Source organism: Dyadobacter pollutisoli, assembly GCF_026625565.1.
GTDB classification, from domain to species: Bacteria; Bacteroidota; Bacteroidia; order Cytophagales; family Spirosomataceae; genus Dyadobacter; species Dyadobacter pollutisoli.
In genome coordinates this window covers 316,214-329,389 of sequence record NZ_CP112998.1, presented here as the reverse complement: position 1 = coordinate 329,389, position 13,176 = coordinate 316,214, and the positions used below count along the sequence as shown (strand labels likewise).

10 protein-coding genes are annotated in these 13,176 nt (G+C 46.5%); 2 read left to right on the top strand and 8 right to left on the bottom strand.

Annotated features, from left to right (window positions below; all coding sequences use genetic code 11):
• Positions 1-16: 16 nt before the first annotated feature.
• The 7 genes from ON006_RS01485 to ON006_RS01455 form a co-directional block, all read right to left on the bottom strand.
• Entirely contained in the window at positions 17-1,297 is a 1,281-nt protein-coding gene (locus ON006_RS01485; protein WP_244823340.1) for an HlyD family secretion protein, read from the bottom strand.
• Between the two features lie 12 nt (positions 1,298-1,309).
• The gene (locus ON006_RS01480; RefSeq protein WP_244823339.1) at positions 1,310-3,508 is read right to left on the bottom strand and encodes a peptidase domain-containing ABC transporter; all 2,199 of its coding nucleotides are present in this window, start codon (positions 3,506-3,508) and stop codon (positions 1,310-1,312) included.
• A gap of 127 nt (positions 3,509-3,635) precedes the next feature.
• Positions 3,636-5,429: a helix-turn-helix domain-containing protein gene (locus ON006_RS01475; protein ID WP_244823338.1), complete on the bottom strand. Its 1,794-nt coding sequence runs from the start codon at positions 5,427-5,429 to the stop codon at positions 3,636-3,638.
• Positions 5,430-5,458: 29 nt separating this feature from the next.
• Positions 5,459-6,328 carry a T9SS type A sorting domain-containing protein gene (locus ON006_RS01470; protein WP_244823337.1) on the bottom strand — a complete coding sequence of 290 codons (870 nt, stop codon included), beginning with the start codon at positions 6,326-6,328 and terminating at the stop codon, positions 5,459-5,461.
• A gap of 14 nt (positions 6,329-6,342) precedes the next feature.
• On the bottom strand, positions 6,343-6,843 hold the full coding sequence (locus tag ON006_RS01465; RefSeq protein ID WP_244823336.1) for a type VI secretion system tube protein Hcp: 501 nt from the start codon (positions 6,841-6,843) through the stop codon (positions 6,343-6,345).
• Positions 6,844-6,889: 46 nt separating this feature from the next.
• Positions 6,890-7,498 (bottom strand): nuclear transport factor 2 family protein, encoded by a 609-nt coding sequence (locus ON006_RS01460; RefSeq protein ID WP_244823335.1) that lies wholly within the window; start codon positions 7,496-7,498, stop codon positions 6,890-6,892.
• 214 nt (positions 7,499-7,712) lie between these two features.
• Entirely contained in the window at positions 7,713-9,644 is a 1,932-nt protein-coding gene (locus ON006_RS01455; RefSeq protein WP_244823334.1) for a helix-turn-helix domain-containing protein, read from the bottom strand.
• Between the two features lie 357 nt (positions 9,645-10,001).
• On the opposite strand from ON006_RS01455, the gene ON006_RS01450 reads away from it, so the two are divergent.
• Complete coding sequence (locus tag ON006_RS01450; protein ID WP_244823333.1) at positions 10,002-10,634, top strand: hypothetical protein; 633 nt, start codon at positions 10,002-10,004, stop codon at positions 10,632-10,634.
• Between the two features lie 591 nt (positions 10,635-11,225).
• On the opposite strand, the gene ON006_RS01445 is transcribed toward ON006_RS01450, so the two are convergent.
• Positions 11,226-12,281 (bottom strand): DUF2278 family protein, encoded by a 1,056-nt coding sequence (locus ON006_RS01445; RefSeq protein ID WP_244823332.1) that lies wholly within the window; start codon positions 12,279-12,281, stop codon positions 11,226-11,228.
• Between the two features lie 265 nt (positions 12,282-12,546).
• Here ON006_RS01445 and ON006_RS01440 point away from each other — a divergent pair, with 265 nt between their 5' ends.
• Entirely contained in the window at positions 12,547-13,164 is a 618-nt protein-coding gene (locus ON006_RS01440; RefSeq protein ID WP_244823331.1) for a hypothetical protein, read from the top strand.
• Positions 13,165-13,176: the final 12 nt, after the last annotated feature.

The window sequence follows — 13,176 nt, the reverse complement described above, 5'->3', positions numbered from 1 at the left end:
GAGCGATACCAATGCATTACATCAATAGTTTACGCAGGCCGTAAAAAGCGTGTTCAATCAGTCTCAGGTCGTTAGTTACAATTTGCGCGGTACCTGCCATTTCGGATTTAAATCTGAACTTCTGATTATAAGTACTGGTCAGGTCGGCTGGCAAACTGACCATTACCCGGTAAGAATGTACGGTCAACGAAGGTTCAAGGCTGACGACCTTACCTTCCAGCATGCCAAACTCCTGGTACGGATAATCATCTAATTTAATGATCACTTTCTGGCCAATCCGAGCTTTACCCATACCACGCACCGGAATATCCACAGCTGCTATAAAAGTTTCTTCCACCGGCATCAATGCGAAAAGCGTATCAGCGGTTTTAACATACTGGTTTTCAATGAGATTTTTTAGGAATACGAGCTTGCCGTCAGCTGGCGCAGTAATGAGGTAATTTTGCTGCCAGTTACGCAGGCTGTTTTCAATGTTGGCCAGGCTCCGGCCGATGTTGTCCAGACAGAGCCGTTTTTTCTCAGTATGGGCATATTCAATCTCCTGCACATCACGTTCTACCTCATTCAATTTCAAATTGTTATTCAAAATTTCCTTTTCAAAATTCTCCCGCTCCCGCTGCGTTTCCAGGCGTTTGTTTTTGCTGGCAATGTAGTCGAACTTACTGGTAGCGCCTTGTTTGAAGAGTTTCTCGTCCCCCTGAAAACGTTCCTCCGCATTCTTGAAAGCTTCCTCGTGAAGCTCTATCTGGTGTTCATTTACGGAAAGCATTTGCCGGAGCTCTTTCACTTGTTGCTTCCGGTTTTTAATGCGCGATTCCTGAAAATGATCAGATTGAAGCCGCTTGAAATCCAGGTAATTCTGACGGGCCACATTCAAGTCAGTTTGTAAATCGCCCCAGCTCATATGCCCATCCTGAAACGAAACCTGGCGCTGTGGGTTGGCCAGAAAAAGCCTTGTTTCTGCTATCAATTGCCTGATCGCGGGAATGTTGCTGAGCTGGGTGGTATTTTCTGTTTCCGCCAGAATAGTGCCTTTTTTTACAATGGTTTCGTCTTTTACCAGCAGACTGGTCATTCGTCCGCCCATGGGTACCACTACTTTGATCGGCTGCACGCGGGTAGTGACTACCGCGCTTCCGGTCAGTACTTCGGGGTATTTGATCACCCAGGTACCGAGCATGAAGAGCAGCAAAATACCGGTTATGGTGCCTGCTCCACCCCGCATGATCCAGGTAGGAGGCTCGCTGACGATGTCGATCAACTCGTCGCTCATTTGGTTATAAGTGTAATTTTTCATGATGATCAATGTTTAGGCTGCGAGTTCCAATTGAGATGTAAGCAATTCCAGATAGCGTCCTCCGTGAGCGATCAGTTCTTCGTGCGTACCTTTTTCAATGATCTGCCCTTCTTCCACTACCACGATCTGGTCGGCATTGCGGATGGTGCTCAGGCGGTGCGCAACTACCACTACGGTTCTGTCTTCAAAAAATCTTTTCAAGTTTTCAAGAACCACCTGTTGATTTTGAAGGTCTAATGCACTGGTACCTTCGTCAAAAAACAGGAACTCCGGATTTTTATAAACCGCACGGGCAATGAGAATGCGTTGTTTCTGGCCCTGGCTCAGGTTGGCATATTCTCCGCCGATCGGAGTGTGGAAGCCCAGCGGCGTCGACTCCACCCATTTCTGGATATTGGCAACTTTGGCAGCAGCGCGTGCCTTGGCGATGTCAGGATCATCGTCTCCGAGTGCGATGTTGCATAAAATGGTATCTGAAAAAATCACCCCGTCCGACATCACCACACCACATTTACTCCGCCAGGCAGGAGACGAGATGTTGGCAAAATTGAGTTTCCCGAGCAGCATTTCGCCAGTATCGGGCGCGTAATGTTTCATCAGCAATTTCAGTAATGTCGTTTTGCCGCTTCCACTGGATCCCACGATGGCGGTTGTTTTGCCAGCGGGAATGTACAGTTTGAGGTTTCTGAGCGTTGCCACACCGGCTCCGGGATAAGAGAAACTCACTTCATCGAGCACAATGGGCTGTTTCTCTGCCAGCAGGTTTGTTTTTACACTACTTTGATCTTCCTCTTCCGGCATCTGATGTACTGCATTGATCCGTTCGGTACTGATACGTGCGTCCTGAATTTGCTGGAAATAGGCGAAGAGCTGCTCCGTTGCATTGTTTGTCTGTCCCAACATTTGCTGTACCGCAAGCATGGCTCCCAGAGAAAGGTGTCCGTCGAGCACGGCCTTGGCCGAGAGGCAGGTGATGAGCAGGTTTTTGGTATCGTTAATGATCAGTCCGCCGATCTGCTGTACCTGCGAAATTTTCAGCAGTTTCATATTTTGTTTAAAAAGTCGGGTCCGGATGTGTTCCCAATCCCAGCGTTTCAGTAGTTCAGCATTGGCCAGTTTTATATCTGACATGCCCTGTACCATTTGCACCAGCTTGTTTTGTTCCTGCCCGGCGATTTGTGCATGACCAAAATCATAATCGCGGCGTTTTTTCATAAAAAGCTTGATCCAGGCCAGATAAAGCAATGTGCTGCCGAAGAAGATCGCGAAAATCGTACGGTCGTAAACAATGAAGATCATCGTGTAAACCGCCAGATTGATCGTTGAAAACAGAATGGTCGTCAACTGGGTGGAAAGAAACGTTTCCACCCGTTTTTGATCCTCCACGCGCTGCATTACCTCTCCCACAACTTTTTCATTGAAATAACTGATCGGCAACCGCATTACCTTCGCTACCAGATCGGCCAGCAGGGAAATGCCAACCCGCGAACTCACATACAGCAGCAGCCAACCGCGAATGGCTTCCAGTGAATTTCTGCCCAGCATCAGCATCAATTGCGCCGCAAGGAAAATGTAAATAAAGTTGAGGTTATTGTTCATAACACCCACATCGACAATGGACTGCGTCAAAAACGGCATCATCAGTTTCAATGCAGTGCCTACCAGCATCCCCAGCGTCAACTGCCACATCAGACGCGGATATTTTCTGAGATAGTCCCAAAGAGACCGTAAACCCTGCGGCTTCTGCTCGGTAATGGACGCCGTTTCCTGAAAAAACGAAGTCGTAGGTTCCAGTACCAGCACAGTACCGTGGCTTGCTTCACCGGACAACCAGTTTTTACAAAATTCGCTGGACGAAACCGTCACCGAACTCTGGTCCGTACCAATAGCAATCTGATTTTGAACAATGGCCGACACGACCACGAACCCATGTCCGTTCCATTTGATAATGCAAGGCAGCGCAATCGCCTTCCCGAGCTCTTCGAGGCCCATCGTAACACAGTGGGCCCGAAAACCAATCGACTCGGCAATTTTGGCCATGTCATTTAATGTCAATGCTTCATTTTGCATAAAATTCTTAGTCCGCAACGTCACCAGCGGTATGATCTTGCCATGATGTTGCGCCATTTTACGGAGGCATTTGAGTGCTGACTCGTTGATTTCCTTGGGGCTGGCATGCGCGTCGATAATCTGACTTTTAATAGCTTTCATGTGCGGTCTGAGGAGAAATGACTAAAAAAGTACTACATACCAAATGTAGCAGACGGTCCATGCCGCCTGTTAGTGCATTCCTCCAAAGAAGTGGTCTATTGTTGCGTAGACTTAGTTTATTGTTGCGCTATTTGATAATCTGGCTGATGATCTCCCCGTACCTTGCATCATTGCCCGATTTCGACAGCCAGTCCCGGAAAATGAATTTAAAAAACAGCATAGGAGGCTCGTGCTCGTCAATAGCTGCTTGAAAATAACCCAAAGCCGTATCCGTATCGCCCAGGCAAGCATGCACAATCCCCATGTCGTAATGGGCAACCACCTGCGTTTTGGTGAGCAATGTCATCTGGGTAAGTATGTCCCTCGCGCTTTCAGTCTCACCCGAAAGCCCGAACAGCGCTCCGCACGCACTGAGGGTAATACCGTTGTAATTGATTTCCAGCGCAGCTTCCAAAGCATCCTGGGCCGCGGGGTAGTTTTTGAGCGTGATCAGGTTCAGTCCCAGGATCATGTGGCCGCCCCAGAACGCCGGTTCCAGCGCCACTAGTTTTCGCCCCTGTTCTATCGCTTTTTCCAGATTACCCGCAATCCAGTATACGTAGCCCGCATAAAAGTTGTTGATCAGTGAAAAAGGTTCAAGCGACAGGGCCAGCGCAGTTTGTTCTTCCGCTTTGGTCAAATTGCCTGTGAGCGCCCAATAGAGCGCATATTGCCCGTGCAAATCGGCAGTACTCCAGTTCAGTTCCAATGCTTTTTTGAATGCTGCGGATGCACCGGCAAAATCCCATTCGTACAGCATCTGCATTCGGGCCAATGCCAGAACACTTTCAGCAATGCCGCTATCCAGAGCCAGTGCATGTTCGGTCGCCTGTTTCATGTGTGCTAGCGCATAGGCAGCAGGCAGGTGCCTGTAAAACCACATGTTCAGATAGCAGGAGGCGATTCCGGCGTAGGCAATGGCATAGTTGGGCTCCACTTCAATGGCCGACTGAAAATAAGTGATCGCTTTATTGAATTCATCGATCCCGGCAAACTTATTGTGGTAAAATCGTCCGTGCAGGTACAGCTGGTAGGCCGTCGTATTATTGGTGTACCGCTTGAAAGTATTACCAAGCTCGTCGCCCAGCAGCTGTACTTTTATTTCCCTCAAAATCGCCAGCGCAATCTCATCCTGAATGTCAAAAATATCCTCTAATTCCCTGTCGTAATGCTCCGACCACACATTATATCCGTCGGCGACATTGATAAGCTTAGCCGCGATCCGCAGTTTATTGCCCGATTTCCGTACGCTGCCTTCCAGAATGTGGTCCACATTGAGCTGCTCGCCGATTAACCGCAGGTCCTGGTTTTTACCTTTGAAAGTAAATGAAGAAGTCCGGCCCGCCACCTGTAAGTTGGGCGTACGGCTCAGCACATTAATAATCTCCTCGGTCACGCCGTCACTGAAAAACTCCTGCTCCATATCATTGCTCAGGTTCAGAAACGGCAATACCGCAATCGATGCTTTCCGGGCTGGCTGTGCCGGGGCGGCACTTTTTTCGACCACAGTCTGGCTTCTGAACTCGGTTGCGCTGACATTGAATGCTTCGGCGAAATATTTGCTGAAATTCTGCGGACTATCGATCCCCACAAGATATGCGATCTCCGAAACCCGCATATCTGTTTCCAGCAGCAGGTTCTTGGCTTTATCCAGTCTCTTTTTCCGGAGGTAGAGCGTCACCGAAAGCTGCGTTTTTTCTTTCAGCAGCCGGTGCAGCTGCGACCGGCTCAGGCCGATTTGCTTGCAAAGCGCATCGGGAGTCAATGTTAAATGAGTAAGGTTCTCGTCTAAAAAAGCATTCAGTTTATGAAGGACTCCCTGGTCTGGTTGCATCGTAAAAGCGGCTGGTATGTTACTGATTTTAATTAGGTTTCGTTTCAAAAGATCATTTTTCGAAAATTCTATTAATGCTAGCGTTCGGCAATCACAAAAGTCACTGTCGAATGCTGCTCGCCGGAGACGATTTTAGCGATATACATTCCCCAGGCAAGTTCCGGTAACCTGGAAAGCAGAATCTTTTTGCTATTGTCCAGCACCAGCTGGTCGTTTTTATACACCACTGTTCCCTTCACATCAACGATCGTCAATTGAAGTTTCCCCGACTTGTCATTTCCCTTTACTTGAAGAAAACCGCTGCTTTGAGATCCTGGGTTTGGCGTAGGAACCAGAGAAAGCAATTCCTTGAAACCCTTCACGGCAACAATCCGCGAGTATTCAAATTTTCCGTCGAAGTCCAGCTGTTTCAGCCTGTAATAGCTTACGTTTTCGCTGGAATTCCGATCCGTGAGCCGGTACGTTTTCACATTGGCCGAATTCCCGTTACCATCAACAAAACCCACTTTTTCGAAGTTGACAGGCGTTGTCAGGGACCTTTCAATGTCAAAGCCCGCATTGTTGGTTTCAGAAGTAGTTTCCCATGCAAGCGCAACCTCGTTTGCGTTAATCCGCTCACCATTGAAGGAAAGCAAAGTGACCGGCAGCGATGAAAGGTCACAGGTTAGCTGGCTGCAATCTATCAAAGTGCGGAGCGTGGCGCCTTCCCGTTTTATAAAATCGCTTTTGACGCCGTACATTTTCTCATAGTACTGTGGACCGGTTCGCCCCTGGGCATTCATTATTCTTTGCTGAACCTCCGATTTAAAAGGTTTGGGCAGATTCCCCTCCCATCCCGGAATCTTCGATACCGGTCGGGACGCCGTTTGCGCATATACGCCGAATGAGGATATGCTTAGTAATACATACAATATCCGGCCAAAATTGACAATGGAGCGTTTCTTCATATCAAAATGACGGATCAGAAGTTGTCGCTAAAAGTTCCGATTTGGATACCGTTGAACAAAAACGTGATGTTTTCGGTCAGCCCTGTACAGGTACTACAAGCGCTTCCGCTCAATTCCCCCGCGGACCCACCTGCGGAAAAGGAGGTTATTTTTACACCTTTATACTGGTACGTCTGGATCAGCGTCAAATTACCGGAAATAGTTCTATAAATTCTTAATTCGACGTCATCCGTAGGCTGGCTCGACACCAGGTGCGTCATAAAATCGCTGCTCGATGCATCACTATACTTGGTGAAACTGATATCCTGGAAATTTGGCGTGCCGGAGGAGGTACGGGTAGCGGTGCTACTAAATCCATATGAAAAAGCCAGAACTGGCACCTCTCCCTCGTGGGGGCCGGTTCCCAGGTCATCGGTTATTCCGGGATAGGACAAATAAATACCTTCCTGGGCCTTACTTACAAACGAAGACAAAAGCAGAGTAAACAGAACGTAGTAAAAGTGTTTGGTTTTCATAACTTTAAATGGTTAGAAGTTGGATTTAAAAGTTTGGGAAATTGCACTAAGAGGTAAATTTTAACTGATAACGTTTTTTGTGAATGATCGCAAATTGTTCGGGTACGCTTTTCTCTTTGAGGATTTTAATGATAGGCGTCCGGTCGTAGTAGGTATAGTAGCCATCGATCATCCTGTTTTCGTCAAAATGAATCACAAAATTCATTTTAACCGACACGGCGCCGCTTTCATAGACCATGTTGTTTGAAAAATACGCGATCACCTGCGTGCCTGATATGTCCCCGCGCCGCACTTCATTAGCCACGTGTATGGGCAGGTAGCTGGCATTCTCGATGGACATGGACCTGATACCGGAGTTGTCAATGTAGTTTTTCCACCAGGTCAACAAAGCCTTCTTGCCTGTCAGTTTTTTGCTGTTCTTCGAGTCCCCGTCCGGGAAATAATAAACTACGCTGTCACTCAACATGGTACCCCAGGTTTCCAGGTCAAAACTTGCCAGCAGGTCGAGCGACTTCTCGGCCAGGATACCGTACGACGATGAAGCCGCAGTGTAATTCCCCACTTCTGAACGGTCAGTACTACACGTCGTTCCGGAGAGAATTGTGGTAGCACTGACCATGAAAGCCACGAAAGTTTTTTGAAATTTCAATTTCATTTTCATGTTTTCTCAGAAGCAGAGAGGGGACCAATGTTTTCGATGTAACAAAGCTATATAACCCTGCGCCAAAGCTGTTAGCCTATCTGTTCAATCACTACGTCTATTGTTTCGGGATTAGCTTATTTGATCAGCTCTTTAGTCTATTTGTTCAAATGTGGAAATGCACGTCAAAATCAGGCAGCAAATGCATTCGATAAAGTTAAAAAATGGTTTACAAACCAAATTTCGCAAGGATTGTTTTGTACTGTTGCTCGTTGCGGAGACTTGCTAAAAAAAGAGATACTTTAATGTCGGTGGGAAGGATGTCCGCATCTGCAGCTTTCTGTAAGTAGTACAGGCTTTGCTTTTTGTCTTTCAATCCTGCATAAATGACGGCGCGCGAAACATAGTTCGCAGGAAGGTTGGGAAGTTGGGAGAGATACGCATTTGCCTCATTAATCTGACCGTTCATTGCCTGGCAAAAAACGGTCTGGTACTGAATGGATTTAATGCCGGGGTTAAGCTGGTTTGCCTTCGCATAGCTGGCCAATGCTTGCTTATAATCTTTCATGGCCGCGAAGTAAATCCCCTTCACCCAATAGTACACCCATGAATCCTTGAAAAGAACTTTCCCATCGTTGACGAGTTCTTCTGCCCGGTCCAGTTCTCCGCCGTACACATGGTTGGTAATGTTCCCTCCGAAAATAACGTGATGCAGCGGGTCAAGGGCCACAGCCTTGGAGCTGTACCGGATCGCTTCTTCCATATTCCCGGTGCTGCGCAGCAATAAGCTGAACCAATAGTTGATCTGGGCGTCATTAGGGCTATATTTCAATGCGATCTCGTAAGCTGTTTTGGCCTGCTCCCATTTGTTTTGAAGCCGATAGATATTGGCAAGGTTCGCATAGGCCAGCCCATTTTCCGCGTCGAGCCGGATCGCGGTCAGTGAATTTTGCTCGGTCATTTTGAAACTTTCCGTCTCCTCCATAAAACCATTTTCTGCCATCAAATGATACGCATGGCCCAGGCTCGCATAGGCTGCCGCAAATTCAGGGTCCAGCTTAATAGCGCGGTTCAGTTTTACGATGCTCTCTTCCAGATACTCCTTTTTACGGATTACAATCAGCTGGCATCCCTGCAAATAAGCCCGATAGGCCTCCGGATTGTTCGTCGGTACTTTTCTTAGCTTTTCTTCCGCAGTATTGCTCAACTTCTGGTCGAGTTCGAGGGCAACTTCTTTGGCTACATTACTTAAAAAAGAAAAAACGTCTTTGGTACCACCGTCATAGCTCTTCGTCCACACGGTACGGTCGTCATTCGCACGCACCAGCTCCACATTGATCCTGAGTTTCTGATTCGCCTGCAATACCGAACCTTCCAGAATATAATTGACATCCAGCTCCCGGGCAATCTGAGGGATCAGCTTCGGCGAATTACGATACTTGCCGGACGATGTCGTTGAAATGACTTTTAGCTTATTGAGCAGAGACAATGAGCCATGGATCTGGTCCATAATACCGTCGCTGAAATACACAGTTTCAGGTTTACCAAGGTTTTTGAATGGCATAATGGCGATGGAATTTCCGGAAAACGCTGGAACACCAGCCAATCGATTTCCTTTTTCTCCCAACGGTTTCCAAAAATAAGCTGCCCAGGCCATGAATAAAATGAGCCCGATAACCAGGTACAAATATTTCCTCCCAGCGAATGTATCATTCGGTTTAACATTCACCGGTGCAACAATGAATGTATGATTGCCGGTACCAGTCTTTGCTGCCGAGAAGATTTCTTCCATCACGACCGGCTTGCTGTCGGAAAGGCCTTTCTCCTCAATGGTCTTTTTCCGGTAAGCAGTTGGCGTAAGCCCGAACTCCTGAGCGAAATATTTACTGAAATTCTGTGGACTGTCGATGCTCAGCAGGTAGGCAATTTCGGCCGTTTTCATATCCGAAGATTCCAGAAGCTCCTGTGCTTTGAGCAATTTCCGCTGACGGATATACAGCGACGTTGAAAGTTGGGTTTGTTCTTTGATGTAACGATACAGCTGCGACCTGCTGGTGCCCAGTTCAAGGCAAATTTCGTCAATACCAAAATCCGAATTATGAAAGTTACTTTCGATAACCTCGTTAAATTTATCTAAAAGTACCTTCTCTGAGGATTTCATTTGCTTTGAATCAAAAGCCAAAGTTGAAACTGTTGATATTGCCCGACTGTTCAGTATAAAACTTCTTTTATTAATGCAAAATAGTTGTTTTTTACAACTTCCCTATACTCCCTTCCGGCATTTTTGGGCTGATTTCGTCAAAATTTCAATATAAAATTAAAGACCTACAAAGCTTACGAAGTTATTCGGAATCGCGCCTTACACTAATATTTAGCTGGCTATCAAACCACTTCTTAAATCGATTAACTTTTGATTTTCAAGACTGATCGGTTGGAACTGTTAATGCGCTGCAACACAAATAACTCATTGATAGTAGAATAGAATGTATCAGTCATTATTTACAAATGCATACATGCTATGAAAATTCTAGCTTTACTACTCCTCTTTTTGGCGATCGCTACCGGTTGCTCATTTGCGCAAAACTACCTGATGGACAATGGCGAGAACGGATCATTTGTAAACGCTTTCGTGGGGAAGGACAAAATCGCATTTTACAAGCAGGCGACGATTGGTTACTCTATCAACGGAAGGCTGGATATGGCTTTATCGGGATCCCACGTCCACGGCGACCATATTGGAACATTTTACACGATAACACCTTCTCTCAGCTATCTGTTTATCAAGCAAAATAAGATGCCGTTCAGTATGGGAATATCCACCGAATATGAAGTCAAGAGATTCACTCAGACCGACCTCATCAAACACAATTCTTTCCGGGTCGGTGCTTCGCTTTACCACCGGTTTAAAATCGGTAATAATGCCTCGCTGATACCCGGCGCATTTGCCACATTCACCAACACGACGCGCTCACTGGCCCCCTATCGCGATCACGTCAACGTGTCACGCATGGGACTGCAGAACACCATTTTACTGAAAACATTTTCAATCACTCCGGGAGTATCGTACTCCCAAAACACCTACCTCTTCTCGCTCAGGTTTGGCATCATTTTCAAAGGCGCAAACCACATTGAGGATCTGGGAGATTTCTAAAAAACTCATCATCGACAATGTAATCCTGAGCATTGCGGCCGGTGTGATGGTTCTGGTTCATGATGTTACATCCCTAACGGGATTTGCAATGATGTCTGACATTTTTTTTCTACCGGGCTTGCATCGCTACGCGATTTCTGGCGACAAGAAACCTTGTAAAAATTACGCCGAACGGGGTCAAATCGCGTAGCGATGCAAGCTCGGTAGCCGCCCCGCGGTAGCAAGAATAATGTCACATTCACATCCAAATGCCGTTAGGCATGTAACATCAGTAGCAAAACCGTTTAGCGTGGTTTTTCAATATGTCCCATTGCCAAAAAATCGCGTAGCGATGCAAGCTCGGTAGCCGCCCCGCGGTAGTAAGAGTAATGTCACATTCACATCCAAATGCCGTTAGGCATGTAACATCGGTAGCACAGCCGTTTCGCGTGGTTTTCCAATATGTCCCATTGCCAAAAATCGCGTAGCGATGCAAGCTCGGTAGCCGCCACGCCGTAGCAAGAGTAATGTCACATTCGCATCCAAATGCCGTTAGGCATGTAACATCAGCAGTACAACCGTTTCGCGTCTACGCCCAACTCAGGGTTTCAATCAAAAATGAATCACCCGGCCTTCATTTTTGGCTTGCTCCTTGGTGTATTGCACACCGCTGGTTTTAATTCCTTGTACATTCAGAAGCGAAATGGTTCCGCCTTTATTGCCGAGAACGAAGTTGCTACTTGCCGGGATCAGGATTTCGAGCGTACCTGCTGCATGGATTTCAGCATTTTCGATCAGGAACTCTTTTCGCGTCCTGTCCACAAGCTGCCAGCCAGCCAGGGAGATGTCTTCGTCCGTTGTATTCATTAAAATTACTTTCTCTTTACCAGCCTCATTACCTTTCGGATTCACCAAAGCGCCCACGATCACTACGTCGCCGTCCACGTCAGTTTCGCCGCTTGGCTCGCCGCCGGTGCCGGTATCTCCTACAATTCGGTGTCCGGTAATGTCGTCAGTATGCAGTGTCGCCGGGTTCAATGTGTTGAATTCTGTTTGAAATGCCAGTAATATCACCGCCCAGCGGTTCAAACCGGGAAAATGAATGAGTATACCGCCATCCTGAAAAACGCCATTGTCTTTGTCAAACGATCCGGTAGGGTTCCCTTGGTTCAGGTGAATGTCGTGCAGTCCCTGATCTTTGATCTCGGGAAAATACTTGTCTTTATTGTTCGTACTTGGCCATTTTTCTCCAAATGCAAAGATTCGGGCATTCGCGTCCGCCTTTGATTTGTTAAGTAATGCGGTTAGTTTTTCTTCAAGATCATTGTCAAGTCCTGGGGCATTGTTAGGAAGAATGACCATCTTATTGAAATCCCCAACCATATTTCTTCTCAAAAAGTCCAGCCCGAACTGCTTGCGTTTGGCTGGATCATTAATGTTATAAACACCATTGGCCGGAAACTCAATCAGAAGCCGATCGCATAGTTCGTGTTGAAAATTTTCGTCGACAAAAGTCATCAACATGGAGCCGTCCTGGGAGCGCACATTCACTGCGATCCGATAAAAATCATTGCCCGTATTGAGCTTTATTTCAAAGTGATTTGCATCCGGCGCCATAAGACCGCGGTCGTACCCGCCAATAAAAAGGTGATAATTTTTTAGTGCCATTTCAGAAGTGTTTTTGTTTAATAACGTCTCAAATGTATCACCTTTAGAGAGTCGGGGTACCACTTTATTATTTAGCGGCTACACATTAAAAAAACTTTAAATTCATTGATTTTCATAACATTAACTTAATATGTATTTGTACCTACCCTCCTAACTTGACAAGTTTTCCCCAGAAACCCGATCCTGCATTCTGATAGAAATACTGCACTCTATTATTATAATGCGAATGTTCCTCCCTTTCATATGTAAACCAAAGTTACTAGCCGTGAAGAACCTCTTGACCATCATTTTTACAATCCTTTTATCCCAACTTTCTTTTGCTCAAAATACCAGCTTGCAGAGCAGTTTCAATCTGGATTTTGAAAAGAAAACCCCTGGACAAAAACTTCCTGAAAAATGGCAGGAATGGGGCACGGGTTATCAACTATCTACCGACAGTGTTGAAAAATACAGCGGCAAAAACTCAATACTCATCAAAGCACCAGTTGAAAAGGCGAATATTCCTTTCGGCTGCGCTGCTAATACTATTCCGGCCATTTACGAGGGGAAAGAAATTGAATTAAGAGGATACATGAAATTTGAAAATGTCGAAAGCGGCTGGGCCGGCCTCATGCTACGTATCGACGGAAACACTGGCCCATTGCAGTTCAGCAATATGCAGAATGACAATATACATGGCACGCAGGACTGGAAACAGTACAGTATTAAACTCCCCTACCCTGGCAATGCGGCCAAAATCCATATCGGAGCCTTGCTCACAGGTACCGGTAAGCTTTGGGTGGATGAACTGGAACTGTTCATTGATGGCAAGCCGTACTGGCTGAATTTGTCCCCAAATTTTTTCACGCCCACGAAGAGATTGATTACAAACTGGCGACTCTGACGCTCATTGCGA